Here is a 15,716-nt window from a genome sequence, read left to right as displayed (position 1 = left end):
CACACGGTCAGGAAACTCCTCGCGTGTCGTCGCCCCGATGCCCGTTGTTCCCGGCTCCGTATGAAGTCGCGGGTTGCTCGTCCTGGCCGAGTGCGGCGGCTTCCAGCTCCCACTCACCGAACTCGTCGAGCTCGTCCGGGTGGTCGAGCTCTCCGGGCGCGGGAGAATCGGAGTTGGCCGTACGGCCGGGTGCCGCCTCGGCACTGACCTCCGACTCATCCGGACGGCCCTGCGGAGTCGTGTCCAGCGCGTTGCGCATGTGTTCCAGGTGCGGCCCACCGAAGTCGATGCGAATGCGCTCCACGCCGCTGGCACCGTCACCGAAGATGAACTGCCGCGGCGACCGGTCCCGCTCGGTGTTGTTCCGGGCCGGCCCCGGCCTGCGCCCCAGGGCCGAGACGACCTGCTCGTAGCCGGCATCGACGGGAACCTTCAGCAGGCGCAGGGCGTCGGACTGAGCCTGCTCGTCGTCGAGACGTCCCACGAACACCGAGTCGAGCAGCGACACGAACCCCTCGATGCGGAGGAAGTCGGCGGGGATCTGGCTGGACAACAGCACCCGCACGTTCCACTTCCGGGAGTCCCTGGCGAACCGGTTCATCAGCACCCGGCCGGTCGGAACCTCCGAGAGGAAGAACGCCTCGTCGATCCACACGCCCTTGCGCTCTTCCTTGGGGCGTTCGTACACCGAGCGCTGTGTCAGCCAAGCCGCCAGGTTGAGCAGCTGCACGCCGAGTGCCTCGCTGTCGGTCCAGTGCTCACGCCCGGAACCGTCCTTGGGCAGGGTCAGACCTGCCATCGTCAGCACGGTCAGCCGGTCCTCACGGGTCTGCGAGTACGGGTCGGCGTCGGCTTCCGGTATCAGCAGCGACATCCGCTCGCGGATCTCGTCGAGGAAGTCGGCCACCACCACGGCGTGCTCGTGATGCTCACTGGCGTCGCGGCGCAACGCCTCGAACACCATGCCCGGATGCGCGTCGGCCTGACCTCCCACGGCGCGAACGGCACGCAACAGCACGATCCGGGTCTGCGGCATCCGGGAGACCTCGTAGGGCAGCAGGCCGGTGAGCACGTCCAGGACGAGCCGGCGCCGGGTCGCCGCGGCCAGCGCACGCTCGCGCCGCCAGCTGCGCTCGGGGTCGTCCTCGTCGACGAAGTGCTCCAGTTCCGGTTCGGCCACCACCCGGTACGGGTTGAGGATGCCGGGCTGGGCGTTGAGCAGGTTGATCGGTCGCGCGTACGGACGCAGCTCCGGCAGCTTGCACAGTTCGGCCAACGGTCCGGACGGGTCCAGGATCGTCCAGTTCGCCCCGGCGCGCAGGGTCTTGTAGACCAGCCCTCCCCCCAGGAAGGACTTGCCACCCCCCAGGCCCGCGACCAGAGCGGTCAGTCCCGAGGAGTCCCGCACCTCCTGGGACATCCACGGGTCCCAGGCCACCGGCCGGCGCGTGGCCGTGCAGGTCTCCCCGAGCAGCACGCCCCTGCGGTCCCCCACTTCCGCGGTGGCCTGGGGGATGGCCGAAGCCGCCCACACGACCGAACCACGCCGCATGTACGCCGCGGAGGCCAATTGCTCGCCGGGGATGAACTCCCGCGCCAACGAGTACTGGGCTTCCGGGTGCTCGATGGCGATCTTCGGCTTGTACATCTCGAGGATCTGCTGGGCCAGCCTCAACGCGTCACGCTCGGTGGGACCGGACACCGCCATTCGCCACCACGACCGCACCCGGGTGGCCAGCGCCGTGAACCCGGAGGTCATCTCGTCGTCGATCTCCAGGACCCGTCCGGCCTGGCGAGCCAACGACGTCGGCGGCTCCAGGCCGTGCTCCTCGGTGTAGTGCCGGACCTGCGAGCGCACCTTGTTCATCTGGCGTTGCAGTTCGCCACCGACGTCCTCGGGGCGACGCACGTAGATGCGTGCCGACCACTCGACCGGAGCGGGCAGGCGGTCCGAATGCTGCATCCACGGGTCGTCGACCTCCGGGATCTGCAAGCCGTGCGACTGCCCCAGGGTCAGCACCGCGACGTTGCGACTGACGCCCGCGTTGGAGCCGGTGCGCCCCCGCACCGTCACCGTCGGCGCGTAGGGCTCCTGGTGCATGTCCGCGGCGTCGGTGAACGAGGCGAGGTCTTCCGGTTCCCACGGTGCTCCGGGCACGGCGGGGAGGTTGCGCGGGGCGGGCAGACCGAGCGAGCAGGATCGGTGCATCAGCCACGAGACCTCCTCGGCGGTGACCGGGCGCCCGTCCAGTCCGGCGGAGCCGATCACCTGGTCCAGGTGCTCGATCTCGCTGTCCAGGGCGACGAGTTCGGCCTCGACGGCCTCCGGCAGCACCTTGCGCAACAGCGGGGCGGCGCTTTCCACGGCCCGGTCCATGACGGTGCGGGTCTGCACCTGGACACCGAGATAGACCTCCTTCTCGGCCATCGACCGACCCATGAGCTGCTGCTGCTCTCCGACCATGTAGTCGTCGAAGGTGAGCGCGCCCGGCACGTCCGGCAGCTGATTACGAGCGTTGTACACGTGGGCCTCGGCCCACATCCGGATCGGGTAGGGCCGGTTGGTCACTCGCAGGTGCATCCACCTGCCCTGCAACTCCGAGTACTGCCCCGCGATGGCGGTGATCAGGTCTTGGCGCTGCGAGTCCGATCGGAACGACCACCGCTGCGGGGAAAGCCGGTACCAGGCGAAGACGTCCTGGCCGGTGCGCAGCAGGTGACCGTCGATGGAACGCGCCGCGATCGAAGGCGTGTAGGACGGGACCGCCTGCTCACCGGAACGCTTGCGTTCCTTGCGCTTGCCCTTCTTCTTCGCCGTCGAATACTGGGCGGCAGCGCGATGTGGTTGCCCCGAGACCGGCTGCGAGTCTCGCTCACGACCTCGCCCGCGACCGAACACCGCGAACCTCCTTGCTGTGTGGGCTCCTGCCGGCGGACCTGGTTCCCTCGGCAGGCCGCCGGGAGCGGCTCGGGGACCGGCTGGTGCCGCCGCCCCGTGTGGACTGTGACTGTGTGGACCGTTTCGCGCGGCCGGACCGCCGCGGCTTACCGGACCGTCTCGCCTGCTTGGGGCGTGGTCGCTGTTGACTTATCCGGACTCGTGCCGCACTGGCAGCGCCACCCCTGGCACGCACCGTCTCCCTCGGGGCCGAGAGTTCACGCAACCACATCACCATGACCGCGCTCAGCGGCCGTTCGTGTGTGATTCGGGAGCAGATGAGGCGAGTCACCGCGATCGTGATGACCACGGCCCAGGCGGTGGAGAAGAAACCGAAACCGATGTTCATCCGGCGCTCGACGGCCAGCACGACGAGGAAGACCATGGCTCCCACGCCCCAGGCCACGTAGCGCGCGCGCCACGGAAACGTGGCCTTCGGCGGCCCGAGCCAGACCGCGTCGACCCGATACACCTCGTCGTCGGTGCGTACTCGCACTGGCGATCACCCGCTGCTGCTGAACAGACCGGCGATGAACGTACCGATGTCCACACCGGCTCCGCTGACGGCCAGGCCGACGATCGCCAGGGCGACGAAGACGCCACCGACGCGGCGCATGACACCGGCGTTGTCCCCCTTGCCGCCACCGAGCCAGAGCAACAACAGGGCCACTGTCAACAGCAGCAGTGGCAGCAGGTTGTTGATGATCCAGCCCCGCAGCCCGACGGTGTTGAGATCGGCTTGTGCCAAGACGTCCAGTTGTGCCAACGAGTCCAGCGGTACGGCGGTCATCACGGTGTCCCTGAGTACGAGAAGTGCTGTCGGGTCGGTGCCTCGGCCCGCCGGGGCGCTCCCGGCGTGCGATACGAGTAGAACATGAGTCGGTCACGAGCTGTAGTGGTTGTGGGCGGGGTGTCGTACGCCACCGGACAGCTTGCCATGCGTCGTGGAGGTCCGACGAGGAATGCGAGAGACGATTCAATACGGAGAGTGAAAGTGCGTTGCCAATCGATCCTCGGAAACACGCTTTTACTCACCCACTCGCCGTCCTTTCGTCACACACCGTGCACTTCTGAGTGACGAGTGCGTGCTCGCTGCCACTGCCATGATGCGCCGAACCGGATCACACGGCCGTGAAGTCCGCGGCGCCCACGTCGATCCCACTAATTGATCATGATATTCGACAGCAAGGCTAGCGGCCGGAGACACCCCGTTTCTACGGGGGAAGCGAATGTCACAGCAGGTGGAAAGCTCACACCAGCACAAAGGGTCTCGGCGCGCGATCGCGAGGCCGGGTCGTCTCCCACGATTCGGGAAACTCGGATGTACTCGCAAACGGGTGAAATTCGTCCGGACAGCTCCGGTCGGCACGAACGCCCGGACGCCGGGCTCGCGCACCGGCGAGCCACGGCGGAGCGAAGGAGCGGACGAGTCGGCCTGTAAGCCGGATCCTGTTCGTGGGGGCCTCGCGGCGCACCCACTCGGCGACCATCCATCTTGGCCCGCCGTCACCGACGGGCTCCAGCGGTCCACCCGCAGGTCTCGGGCGGGCCACCCTCGAACACCTGCGCAGGCACCGAAAGCACGGTGCCCTCTTGACCTTGCTCCGGGCGGGGTTTACCGAGCCACCCCGGTCACCCGGGGTGCTGGTGGTCTCTTGCACCACCGTTTCACCCTTACCCGGCTCACGCCGGGCGGTCTGTTTTCTGTGGCACTTTCCCGCGGGTCTCCCCGGGTTGCTGTTGGCAACCGCCCTGCCCTGTGGAGTCCGGACTTTCCTCGACCGCGCGGGCTAGGCCCGCGCTGCCGCGGTCGCCCGGCCGGCTCGTCCGCTTCACGCATTGTACTGCGCTCAGCTCGGGGCAAGTACCACCGGTTCACCCCGGCGGGGTCGACGCACGGAGCATCCGCTTCGGGGCGAACGGAACCGAGTGGCTCCACCACGGGCCGGACCCACGCCACGGAGGCAGGCAGGCAGGCACGAGACGGGACCGGGCGCGGCCGGTCGACCTCAGCCCAGGTGGGAAGTGTCGTTGACGAGCCGGACCGAGGCGTTGCCGTCGGGGTAGAACTCCACGAGGGATACCGAGGCCAGATCCAGGTGCAGCCGGTAGAACAGCGTGGGCCCCACGTCCAGCCCGAGCCGCAACATCGCCTTGATCGGAGTCACGTGACTGACGATGACGACCGTCCGACCCGCGTACTGTTCCACGAGCTCGCGCTGCACCGAAGCGACTCGCTCGAAGACCGCCTGCAGGCTCTCCCCCCGCGGCGGGTCGACGCTCGGGTCCCCCAACCACCGGCGATGCAGGTCGGTGTACTGCTCCGCCGCCTCGGAGAAGGTCAGTCCCTCCCAGGCACCGAAGTCCGTCTCCAGCAGCCCCTCGTGCGTCCGTAGCTCCGCCCCCGTGGCCTCCACGACGGCCCGCGCCGTCTGCTGTGCCCGCGACAGCGGGGACGTGATCACCGGTGCGGCGCCCTCGGCGGTGACCACTCCCTCCAGCGCGGCCACCCGCTTGGCGGCGGCCACGGCCTGCTGCTCTCCCAACGGGGTCAGCTCCACGTCTCCGCGCCCGGAGTAGCGACGATCCACCGACATCGCGGTCTGGCCGTGGCGCACCAGGACGAGGCGGGTCGGAGCTCCCATCGCCCCGGTCCACGTCGACGACGCGGCGGGAGCGGTCGTTTCCGTCCGCGCGGCGGTCTCGGCCGGCGGCTGTTCGGGTTCCCGCGGCTTTCCGAGCCCCGCCTGCTCGTCCATCGCCTCGTTGGCCAGGCGATCGGCGTGCTCGTTGCGCGCCCGCGGAATCCATTCGAACCGCACACGCTCCAGGCGGCCGACCAGCTCAGTCGCCCGCCGAGCCAGCGGTTGCAGGCTGGCGTGCTTGACCCGCCAGCGACCCGACATCTGCTCGACCACGAGCTTGGAGTCCAGCCGGACGTCGGCCTCGGTGGCCCCGAGTTCGACGGCCGCCCGCAGTCCGGCGATGAGCCCCTCGTACTCGGCGACGTTGTTCGTCGCCGATCCCAGTCCTTCGGAGCGCTCGGCCAGCACCCGTCCGCTGGAGTCCCAGACCACAGCACCGAACCCGGCGGGCCCGGGGTTACCCCGCGATCCCCCGTCCGCCTCGACGACGACCCGCATGCTCACTGTCCGGACTCCCGAGTACGCACCAGGATCGCACCGCACTCCTCACAGCGCACCACTTCATCGGCCTGTGCCTCGCGCACGCGGGTCAGCGCGGTGCGGTCCAGCTCGATCCTGCAGGCTCCGCACCTGCTGCCCCGCAGCAGACCCGCTCCCGTGCCCCGCTGCTGACGAATCCGGTCGTAGATCGAAAGCAGGTCCTGGGGCAGGTTGGCGATGAACGCGGCGCGCTCGGCGTCACGCTTGGCCTCGGAGGTGTCCAGGTCGGCCAACGCCTCGTCGCGACGACCCTGCGCGTCCTCCAGGGTGGTCTCGGCGGTGGCGACCTCCTCGCGCGCGTGGGTGACGTTGGCCTCCTGCGCCTCGCGGCGCTCCATGACCTCCAGCATGTCGTCCTCCAGCGCCTCCTGGCGCCGCGACAACGTGCTCAGCTCGTGTTGCAGGTCCTCCAGCTGCTTCGACGATCCGGTGGAGTCCAGCAGCTTGCGATCGCGTTCCTCCCGCGCACGGACCTGCTCGACCTCGGTCTCCAGTCGCTTGATCTCCCGGTCGAGATCATCGAGCGCGGTCTGGGCCGTCACCAGGGAATCCCGTTTCTCCCGCAGATCACGCTCGGCCCGACCGATCTCCTCCAGTTCGGGCAATGTCCGGCGGCGGTGGTGGATCCGGTTGAGTTCGGCATCCACCTCGGCGAGTTCGAGCAACCTGTGTTGAACGGCGGGATCGGCTTTCACGCGGGCGTCCTCCCGAGATCGGTGGTCGCACCGAAGACGTGGGTGGTCCAGGGATCGGTGCGACGAGTGGAGACAAGAACCTCCACAGTATCCGGCAATGTCGCGGCCACGGTGTCGGCGGCCTGCTGACACCAGGGCCACTCACTCGCCCAGTGTGCGACGTCGACCAGGGCCGGTGCTCGTCTGCCCGGAACGTCCTCCTGCGCGAGGTGATCCCCGGCGGGATGGTGCCGCAGATCCGCGGTGACGAAGGCGTCCACCCCGGCCGCGGTGGCGGTGCTCAGATGGGAGTCGCCCGAACCACCACAGACGGCCACCGACGAGATCGGGCGGTCCGGATCCCCCGCTCCGCGCACTCCCCAAGCGGTCGTGGGCACGCTGTCCGCCACCCTCCGGACGAAGTCGCCGAACGGTTCGGGCTCCGGCAGCACTCCGATGCGCCCCAGGCCCGTGCGCGCGCCTTCGGCATGGGGCACCAACGGCCCCGTCACCGTCATCCCGATCGCCCCGGCGAGCGCATCGGAGACGCCGGGATCGGCGCTGTCGGCGTTGGTGTGCGCGCAGAACAGCGCGATGCCCGAACGGATCAACCGGTGCACCAGGCGTCCCTTGGGGTCGTCCGAGGGCACTCCGTGGACCCCACGGAGCAGCAACGGATGATGCGCGACCAGCAGCTGTGCGCCGAAGTCGATGGCCGCGTCCACGGTCGTCTCGACGGGATCCACGCAGAACAGCACACGCTGCACCGCCGCCTGGGGATCCCCGCAGACGAGACCGACCGCGTCCCAGGGCTCGGCCAGGTTCGGCGGATAGGCGTTCTCCAGGGCCGCGACCACGTCCTGTACCTGTGGAGTCACACTCGTACCCCGCTGTCCGTCGGTGTCGATTCGAGAATCTCGTGCAGGGTCTCGACCAGGACCGCGTTGTCCTCCGGCGCGCGCACCGAGACCCGCATGTGATCGGTGTCCAAGCCGGGGAAAGTGTCACCCCGCCGCACCGCGATGCCGCGCTGCCGCAGACGCTCCCGAACCTCGGCGCCGCCGGGGACCCGCAACAGCAGGAACGGAGCCGCGGCCGGACCGCGCACCTCCACACCGGGCAGCGCCCCGAGGTCGGCGGCGAACGCATCGCGATGGGAGGCGATCCGCGCGGCGGCCTCGTCGGCCTCGGCCAGCGCCGAGGGCGCGCAGCAGGCATCGATCGCTTCCAGCGCGAGCGTGCCCAACGGCCAGTGCGGGCGGGCGTGGGCCAGGCGCGCGAGCAGCTCCGGATCACCCAGCGCGTAACCGGCCCGCAGTCCGGGAAGGCCCCACATCTTGGTCAGACTGCGCAGAACCAGCAGACCCGGCAGCTCAGTGGTGGTCAACGACTCGGGCTCCCCCGGAACGGCGTCGGCGAAGGCCTCGTCGACCACAAGCACCCGTCCGGGCCGGGCGAGCTCGGCGAGTGCCTCGGCCGGGTGCAGTACCGAGGTCGGATTGGTCGGGTTGCCGAGCACGACCAGATCGGCCTCGTCCGGGACGGCCTCCACCCGGATCCGGTATCCGTCCGCCGGGTCCAGCTGCACCCGGGTCACCGGGACACCGGCACCGCGCAGCGCGAACTCCGGTTCGGTGAACGAGGGGTGCACCACCGCCGCCAGCCGCGGACGCAGCGTCGGCAACAGCGCGAACCCCTCGGCGGCACCGGCCAGCGGAAGCACCTCACCGGGATCACGACCGTGTCTGGCCGCGATCGCCGTGCGCGCTGCCAGGTCCTCGGTGGCGGAGGGGTAGTGACCGAGACGGTCGAGGGCTTCGACCAGGCGCTGCCGCAACCACGACGGCGGGCGCTCCAGCCGGACGTTGACCGCGAAGTCCAGCAGGCCGGGTTCGGCGTCGACATCCCCGTGATGGCGTAGCAGTTCCCGATCATCCCGGCTCGTCATCCCCAGCAGTCTAAACACCGGTCGCTCGGTGCCGTCGAAGCGGCGGAGACCCCTGGGCGCTCGAGCGCTCTCGGGTGTGCCCCTACTACCCTCGGCAACCGTGCATGTGGTTTTCCTCTGTACCGGCAACATCTGCCGGTCCCCCATGGCCGCGCTGGTCTTCGGCGAACACCTGCGCCGTGCCGGACTCGACCAACGTGTCACGGTGACCAGCGCTGGAACGGGACCGTGGCACGTCGGGCAGGACGCCGACGAGCGCGCCCGCAAGACGCTCGCCGAACACGGCTACCCCACCGAACACACGGCCGGGCAGCTCAGCGAGGAGCAGCTGGAGGCCGACCTGCTGCTGGCCATGGACGCCGGTCACCTGCGGGTCGCACGGGACAGCGCCGTCGACGCCGACAAGGCGCGCCTGCTGCGGTCCTTCGACCCCGCCTCGGACGTCTGGGCCGAGATTCCCGATCCCTACTTCGGCGGACCGCGTGGTTTCGAGGACGTGCTGGGCATGATCGAGGCCGCCGTGCCGGGCGTGCTGGAATGGGTGCGCGAACATCTCCCCGAGGACAGGACGGCGTAGGTGACCCCATGAGCGTGGCGAGCGAAGCACTCTCCGCCGTCGCCGAGCACACCGGCCGGACACCGAGCGGGGCCCGGCCGCTCGGTGGGGGCGACGCGGCGCAGGCGTTCGAGGTGCGGTTCGATGACGGCACCACGGTGTTCGCCAAGACCGCTCCCGCCGACATGCCGGGCGCGCTCCGGGCCGAAGCCGCCTCGCTGGACTGGCTGGCCGAACCGGCGAGCGTGCCGGTCCCCGCCGTCCACGGTCACGACGAGCACTGGCTGGTCACCGAGCACGTCGAGTCCGCGTCCCCCACCCCGGAAGCCGCCGAGGACCTCGGACGCGGCCTGGCGCGGTTGCACGCGGCCGGCGCCCCCGCGCACGGTGCTCCGCCTCCGGGCGGACCCACCGACGCCTGGATCGGACTCGCGCCGATGCGCAACGAACCCGTCGCGGAGTGGCCCTCCTTCTACGCCGCCCATCGCATCGAGCCCTACCTGCGACGTGCCGTGGACTCGGGGGTGATGGACACCGCCGAGAGCGCCGTGATCGGGCAGGTGTGCGCGCGAATCGACGACCTGGCCGGGCCGGCCGAACCGGCCGCCCGCCTGCACGGTGACCTGTGGACCGGCAATGTGCACTGGGGTGACGACGGCACCGGAACGCGGGCGTGGCTGATCGATCCGGCCGCCCACGGCGGGCACCGGGAAACCGACCTGGCGATGCTGCAGCTGTTCGGCTGTCCGCACCTGGAACGTGTGCTGGGCGCCTACGAGGAGGTGGCCCCGCTGGCACCGGGCTGGCGGGACCGCGTGGGCCTGCACCAGCTCTTCCCGCTGCTGGTGCACGCCGTGTTGTTCGGACGCGGTTACGCGACCAGGGCCGTCACCGTGGCACGCTCGGCCCTCGGGTAGACCGTTCAGAAAGTGCGTGGAAACGTGCGCTTCCTGAGCCGTCGTACTGCTGCGCGGCGTTGACCCCGACCCGGTGGTGGGTGGGGTCTTCCCGTGGCGGTACCCGGTACCAGCGGGGCTGGTCTCACGGGGGTTTCCGGCGGGCTCGTTTTCCGTCCCGACGCAACTCGCCGTGGACTCCGCGAGGCCCGCGAGGTCGCGGGCCGCGTTGAGGTCGGGATCAGCGCGGCAGCCGCAGTGATCGCAGGTGACGGGGTGGACGATGACCTCCCCGGTCGACAGCACCACCAGCGACGTCACCCCGAGATCGACACCGACCGCGCCGCCACGGTCGGCGGATGTGGATTCGGAACGCTCGATCTCGACGGACAACGACACCCGCCACCGCCACGGCGAAACGACACCGTCGCCGACCGGACCCGAGCCGTACCGCGCTGCCCGTGCCGCGCCAGTTCGCGGGGCGACTCGCGGATACGCACCACCCCGTAAGTGCGTCCCGCGACGCGCTGATCCATCACGACCATCACCCGAGCCAAGCCCCCAGTCGTAGGCGAACCGCGCCCCACGCAGCGGACATCCCCGGAATCAGCGTGACAACGCTGCTACCGCAACTCCTTCGTCGACAACAACCCCACCGCGCCCCGCACCCGGCGCCGCGAACACCCACCGAGACAGCGCACGCACTAACACGGTTCGACCCACACAAGCACACAACCACGAACAGTTAAACAACCCCGGCGGTGCGGGGACGGGTACTCGGCCTACGGTGGAAGGGTGCGCTTGAAGTTCCTGCTGCGACCCGGTTGGATCGCCCTGATTCTGCTGGTCGGTGTGTTCTCGGCGGTGTGTTTCACGGTGTTGGCGCCGTGGCAGTTCAGCCGCAACGCCGAGACGCAGGCACGCAACGATGCCATTCGCGAGTCGATGCACGCCTCGGCGCGACCGATGCGGCAGGTGCTCCCCCCGGGCAGCGAACCCACCGTCGCCACCGAGTGGATGAAGGTCACTTTCAGCGGGCACTACCTGCCCACGGGCGAGACCCTGGCGTGGCAACGCACGGTTCTGGGAGAGCCCGCGTTCGAGGTGCTGACCCCGTTCCGCCTCGACGACGGCCGGACCGTGCTGGTCGACCGCGGCTACGTCCGGCCGGTGCAGGGCACCCGCGCGCCGGACTACCCCGCTCCCCCCACCGGCCACGTCACGGTCCGCGCGCGAATCCGCACGAACGAGATCGACTCCGAACAGCGGCCCACCTTCCGGCACGACGGGCATCGCTGGACCTACGCCGTCAACTCGCGCACGGTCGGCGAGGGTGCCGGCATGCGACTGAGCCCCGGCTACTTCGCGCTGGTCGAGGGGCAGCCCGGTGTGACCTCGGCGCTTCCGCTGCCACGACTGGAGTCCGGTCCGTACTTCTCCTACGCGCTGCAGTGGATCGCGTTCGGAACCATGGCACCGTTGGCGCTCGGCTACTTCGTCTACACCGAGGTCCGGCCCCCCGGCTCCTCCGGTTCCCCGGGATCCTCCGGCTCCCCGAACGGTTCGACTCCGAGCCGTACCACACCCGAGCGGCGCTCGCGTCGCAGGGTATCGGTGGCCGAAGCCATCGCCGAGGACGAGCGACAGGAACGGGAAGGGATCTCCCGCGACGGCTGAGAGCGCCGGATCAGCGCTTGCGGCGCCCCCCGAAGAACGCGGCTCCGGTGGCAGCCAGCACCCCGCTGACCGCTCCGATCACCCGGGACAGCTCCACGCTGCGGGTGACGTCGCCGGCATCGGCCGTGCGCCCCTCACCCAGCACGGGGCGTTGCTCGACGGCGTGACCGTAGTCCGTCCGCCCTCCCAACCGGATCTGAAGTGCTCCGGCGAAGGCCGCCTCGATCTGGCCGGCGTTGGGGCTCGGGTGCGCCGCGGCGTCCCGTCGCCAGGTTCGCCAGGCACTACCGGCCGATCCGCCCACCACGGGCGCGCACAGGGACGTGAGCACGGCGGCGATCCGGGAGGGGACGAAGTTGGCCACGTCGTCGAGCCGGGCGGCGGACCAGCCGAAGTCGCGGTAACGGGGACCACGGTTGCCGACCATCGCGTCGAGGGTGTTCACGGCGCGGTACGTGACCAGTCCCGGCACCCCAGCCACCGCCGCCCACACCAGCGGAGCCACCACCGCGTCCGAGGTGTTCTCGGCCACCGACTCGACGCTGGCACGTGCCAGCCCCTGCAAGCCCAGGTTCGTCGTGTCCCTGCCGCACAAGTTGCACAGGCGGCGGCGCGCGGGCTCCAGTTCACCCGCGTCCAGACAACCTGCCATCGCCGTGCCCTCCCGGGCCAGCGAGGCACCGCCCAGTACCACCCAGGTGACCGTGCCCGTCACGATCGCGTGCGAGACCGGACCACGCCGGGACAGCCGCTCGGCGACCAATCCCAGCGACGCCGTACCCGCGACGAGCAACCCGGTGTGCACCATCCCCGCGGGGCGGCTGTCCCGGTACAGCAGCCGCTCCGCGGTGTGCGCGGCCTTGCCGAAGGCGGCGACGGGGTGACCACGTCGAGGGTCCCCGATCACCGCATCGGCAGCCACGCCGAGTAGCAGCCCCACAGCTCGCCCCGCACTCACCCGTGACCTCCCCGAACGACAGTCGCACCTTTCGGCACGCAACGTTACCGGGACCGGCGGCTCATCCGGTCGCCACCCGACATGTGACCGGGCGTGGCGACCCGGCGAGTTATCGTGGCCCACCGTGACCGTCCCCGATCGCGGCGCCGACGAACAGCGGCTGCACCTGTACACGTACCTCCAGGCACCCGAACACCGGACCTACCTGGTGATCATGCGCTTGTTCACGTCGACGCTGTTGGCGGAGCTTTCGGTGAGCGAGGTCGCGGCGACGCTGGCCACAGCGGAGCGGGAGGGGCGCGTCGAGCCGGGTGAATCCGAGATCGACACCGTTCTCGACCGGCTCAAGCAGCTCGTGCGGTGGGGCAATCTCGTGGTCGGCAGGCGGGAGACGTCCGCGGCCAGCATCGCGGAGTTCCAGCACGGGAGCGTGCGCTACCAGGTCAGCAAGCTCGCCATCCGGGTACAGCGCGAGGTGGACACGCTGCTCCGGGTTCCGGAGGGCGCCAGGGAGATCTCGCGGGAACTGCTTCCGGCGATCGAGCGCGGACTCTCCGAGATCACCACGATCCTCGACGAGGAACCGACCTCCGGGGAGCGGCTGGCCGAGCGCGTCACCACGGTCTTCCTCCAGCACGCCGAACTCGCCGCCACGGTCCGCGACTTCTACGCTCACCTGGGCCAGGTCGTCACCCGCCACCAGCCGGCCCCGGAGGAGATCTCCGGTCTGCGGGACCTGCTGGTCGAGTACATCCAGCTGGTCATCGAGGACGTCCTGCGCCACACGCCCACGATCGCGGATTCGCTCACGGAACTGGCCGGTCGACGCGAGCAACTGCTCCGGATGCTGGGACCCGCCGAGCAGCTCGGCACCGAGGTCGAGCGCGCGCGGGGCCGCAGCGAAGCGGACTGGCGGGAGCTCACCGAGTGGTTCGTGGACTCCCCGGGACGCCCGAGCCAGGTCAGCGCGCTGCGCGAGGCCACGGCCCACGCCATCGGCTCCCTCCTGGCCAGCGTGAAGCGGGCCACCTCGGACAGCGGTCTGGTACCCGGCCACCGCGGGGAACTGCTCAAGCTGGCGCGCTGGTTCGACCAGGCCGACGACGAGAGCGCCCACCGGCTGCACGCGGCGGCGTTCGGGCTGTACTCGGCCCGGCACCTGCTGCCCGCGCCGGATCACGACAGCGACAACCACGAGGTCGCCTGGCGCGACGGGCCGGTGCTCGACATCCCGATCAACGTGCGTAGTCGCGGGGACCGCGGAGCGCGGGGGCGTGCCTCGCGCGTACCGCACGATCCCCTGACCGAGGAGATGTTGCTGACCGATGCTCGCGAGCAGGAGCGGCGGCGCCGGGACGCCGCGGCCGAGCTGACGACGGCGGGGTCACGGCTGAGCGAGACCCGGTTGTCGGCCGAGGCGCTCGGGATGCTGTGCGAGCTGCTGACCCTGGCGATGGATCAGCGTGAGCGGGAGGAGGAGCGGGGGTCGGTGGTCGATCCGGTGCACCGGATCCGGCTCACCGTCCGGCGCGAACCCGGGCAGCACACTCGGATCGGCGGTTCCTCGGGAACGCTGACCCTGGCCGACACCGTGCTCGTGGTCCACGGCGAGGACACGGCCGCGCAGCTCGCCCTGGACGGAGGGAACCCATGAGTGGAAACGGCTCACTCGTCCCCGGTTTCGACGCCCTCGGGGACATCGAGACGGCGAACGTGGTCCGGTGCGCCCGGGTGCTGCTGCGCCGCCCGCTGCTGCGGCCGGACAGCCCGGACGGGGAGCTGCTGCCGCTGGTGTACCGGCATCGTGAGGTCCTGCGGGAGCTGTTCGGTGTCCTGCTCGGTTACCGGGTGGTGATTCAGCGCGGTTTCGCCCGGCTCTACAAGCCCGGACCCGTCGCCGACACCACACGCGGGATCTCGCTCTCCCCGCGCGGCTACGCCTACTTCGCGCTGACCCTGGCCGCACTCACCGGAGCCGGGCGGCAGGTGTTGCTGTCCCGGCTGGTCGGTGATGTCCGCACCGCCGCCGTGGAGGCGGGAATCTCGATCAGCGACGACCAAGCCGATCGCCGGGCGCTGAGTGCGGCGCTTCGGCAGCTCGTCGCCCTGGGAGTGCTCGACGAGACCGAGGGCTCGGTGGCACCCTCGGCGGGCGACCCCGGAACGGAGGCGCTGCTCACCGTCGACATCGACCTGCTCGGCCACCTCGTGACCGGTCCCGTAGCCGAGGCCGGCGATGCCGAGGACCTGATCAGGCGGGCTGCCACCGCCCACCACCCCGACACGGGGTCGCTCGGTACCGAACACGCCGTCCGCCGCAGGCTCGTCGAGGATCCGGTGGTGCACTACGCCGACCTGCCCGCCGAACAAGCCACCTGGTTGCGCGGTCGTCACGCCGCCGAGTCGAGGGTGCTGGAGCGCTACTTCGGTCTGGTCGGCGAGACCCGCTCGGAGGGGATGGCGGTCACAGATCCCACCGACTACCTCACCGACGTGGTGTTTCCCGGACCTGGCAGTGTCGCCCGGATCGCACTGCTGGCGCTGCCGCTGCTGCTGGAGCGCGGTCGCAGGACCGAGACGGGCAGCCATGCCGTGAGCTGGCAGGACATCGACGACGTGTGCGGTGAGCTGGTCGAGTCCTATCCCGCGGCGTGGTCGCGCCAGGCCACCGAGGAACCCGGGGAACCGACCCGTTCGGTGGTGACCCTGCTGCACCGGCTCGGCATGGTGAACAGGCAGGATGACGGGGTGGAGGCCCCGTGGCTGATCAGCCCGGCCGCCCACCGCTGGGTTCCGCGTCCCGACGCGAACCCGAGCACCGGCAAGGACCACGCACCGCCGCCCCCGCCGGAGTGGTCGCTGTTCGATGAACTGGAGGGGTGAC

The 15,716-nt window shown here is 70.3% G+C and carries 13 protein-coding genes and 1 other RNA gene; 5 read left to right on the top strand and 9 right to left on the bottom strand.

Going from position 1 to position 15,716, the window contains the following annotated elements:
- Nucleotides 1-7: 7 nt before the first annotated feature.
- The 8 genes from FHX42_RS14050 to cobC all read right to left on the bottom strand — a co-directional run bounded on the left by FHX42_RS14050 (nt 8) and on the right by cobC (nt 8,745).
- On the bottom strand, nt 8-2,899 hold the full coding sequence (locus tag FHX42_RS14050; RefSeq protein WP_182544706.1) for an ATP-binding protein: 2,892 nt from the start codon (nt 2,897-2,899) through the stop codon (nt 8-10).
- Nucleotides 2,874-3,434 (bottom strand): hypothetical protein, encoded by a 561-nt coding sequence (locus FHX42_RS26655; protein WP_328796115.1) that lies wholly within the window; start codon nt 3,432-3,434, stop codon nt 2,874-2,876. The genes FHX42_RS14050 and FHX42_RS26655 overlap by 26 nt, the downstream gene beginning before the upstream one ends.
- Before the next feature lie 6 nt (nt 3,435-3,440).
- Nucleotides 3,441-3,728 (bottom strand): hypothetical protein, encoded by a 288-nt coding sequence (locus FHX42_RS14045; protein ID WP_182544704.1) that lies wholly within the window; start codon nt 3,726-3,728, stop codon nt 3,441-3,443.
- Between the two features lie 632 nt (nt 3,729-4,360).
- Nucleotides 4,361-4,764: RNase P RNA component class A (gene rnpB, locus FHX42_RS14040), an RNA gene on the bottom strand.
- Between the two features lie 183 nt (nt 4,765-4,947).
- Complete coding sequence (locus FHX42_RS14035) at nt 4,948-6,081, bottom strand: bifunctional RNase H/acid phosphatase (protein ID WP_182544863.1); 1,134 nt, start codon at nt 6,079-6,081, stop codon at nt 4,948-4,950.
- Nucleotides 6,082-6,083: 2 nt separating this feature from the next.
- Nucleotides 6,084-6,818 carry a zinc ribbon domain-containing protein gene (locus FHX42_RS14030; protein ID WP_182544702.1) on the bottom strand — a complete coding sequence of 245 codons (735 nt, stop codon included), beginning with the start codon at nt 6,816-6,818 and terminating at the stop codon, nt 6,084-6,086.
- The gene (locus tag FHX42_RS14025; protein WP_182544700.1) at nt 6,815-7,675 is read right to left on the bottom strand and encodes a Nif3-like dinuclear metal center hexameric protein; all 861 of its coding nucleotides are present in this window, start codon (nt 7,673-7,675) and stop codon (nt 6,815-6,817) included. Before FHX42_RS14025 ends, FHX42_RS14030 begins: the two co-directional genes overlap by 4 nt.
- The gene (cobC, locus tag FHX42_RS14020; RefSeq protein ID WP_182544698.1) at nt 7,672-8,745 is read right to left on the bottom strand and encodes an Rv2231c family pyridoxal phosphate-dependent protein CobC; all 1,074 of its coding nucleotides are present in this window, start codon (nt 8,743-8,745) and stop codon (nt 7,672-7,674) included. The genes FHX42_RS14025 and cobC overlap by 4 nt, the downstream gene beginning before the upstream one ends.
- A gap of 100 nt (nt 8,746-8,845) precedes the next feature.
- Here cobC and FHX42_RS14015 point away from each other — a divergent pair, with 100 nt between their 5' ends.
- The 3 genes from FHX42_RS14015 (at nt 8,846) to FHX42_RS14005 (ending at nt 11,874) form a co-directional block, all read left to right on the top strand.
- Nucleotides 8,846-9,322, top strand: coding sequence for a low molecular weight protein-tyrosine-phosphatase (locus tag FHX42_RS14015; protein WP_182544697.1), 477 nt, complete (start codon nt 8,846-8,848; stop codon nt 9,320-9,322).
- 8 nt (nt 9,323-9,330) lie between these two features.
- Nucleotides 9,331-10,218: a fructosamine kinase family protein gene (locus FHX42_RS14010; protein ID WP_182544696.1), complete on the top strand. Its 888-nt coding sequence runs from the start codon at nt 9,331-9,333 to the stop codon at nt 10,216-10,218.
- 774 nt (nt 10,219-10,992) lie between these two features.
- The gene (locus tag FHX42_RS14005; RefSeq protein ID WP_182544695.1) at nt 10,993-11,874 is read left to right on the top strand and encodes an SURF1 family cytochrome oxidase biogenesis protein; all 882 of its coding nucleotides are present in this window, start codon (nt 10,993-10,995) and stop codon (nt 11,872-11,874) included.
- A 10-nt stretch (nt 11,875-11,884) separates the two neighbouring features.
- On the opposite strand, the gene FHX42_RS14000 is transcribed toward FHX42_RS14005, so the two are convergent.
- A complete protein-coding gene (locus tag FHX42_RS14000) occupies nt 11,885-12,832 on the bottom strand; it encodes a cobalamin biosynthesis protein (RefSeq protein WP_182544694.1) in 948 nt (315 codons plus the stop codon).
- A gap of 124 nt (nt 12,833-12,956) precedes the next feature.
- Here FHX42_RS14000 and FHX42_RS13995 point away from each other — a divergent pair, with 124 nt between their 5' ends.
- Nucleotides 12,957-14,486: a TIGR02677 family protein gene (locus FHX42_RS13995; protein WP_328796114.1), complete on the top strand. Its 1,530-nt coding sequence runs from the start codon at nt 12,957-12,959 to the stop codon at nt 14,484-14,486.
- Nucleotides 14,483-15,715 carry a TIGR02678 family protein gene (locus FHX42_RS13990; protein WP_182544693.1) on the top strand — a complete coding sequence of 411 codons (1,233 nt, stop codon included), beginning with the start codon at nt 14,483-14,485 and terminating at the stop codon, nt 15,713-15,715. The genes FHX42_RS13995 and FHX42_RS13990 overlap by 4 nt, the downstream gene beginning before the upstream one ends.
- Nucleotide 15,716 lies beyond the last annotated feature (1 nt).

The organism is Halosaccharopolyspora lacisalsi, from assembly GCF_014137975.1.
Taxonomy (GTDB): Bacteria; Actinomycetota; Actinomycetes; order Mycobacteriales; family Pseudonocardiaceae; genus Halosaccharopolyspora; species Halosaccharopolyspora lacisalsi.
Note: the sequence above shows the minus strand (reverse complement) of the source record. Positions and strands in the feature narration are given on the sequence as shown.

Excerpts from the sequence above, each read along its gene's own strand:
- FHX42_RS14010 (WP_182544696.1), top strand. The coding sequence starts at position 9,331 with ATGAGCGTGGCGAGCGAAGCACTCTCCGCCGTCGCCGAGCACACCGGC.
- FHX42_RS14045 (WP_182544704.1), bottom strand. The coding sequence starts at position 3,728 with ATGACCGCCGTACCGCTGGACTCGTTGGCACAACTGGACGTCTTGGCA.
- cobC (WP_182544698.1), bottom strand. The coding sequence starts at position 8,745 with ATGACGAGCCGGGATGATCGGGAACTGCTACGCCATCACGGGGATGTC.
- FHX42_RS14035 (WP_182544863.1), bottom strand. The coding sequence starts at position 6,081 with ATGCGGGTCGTCGTCGAGGCGGACGGGGGATCGCGGGGTAACCCCGGG.
- FHX42_RS13990 (WP_182544693.1), top strand. The coding sequence starts at position 14,483 with ATGAGTGGAAACGGCTCACTCGTCCCCGGTTTCGACGCCCTCGGGGAC.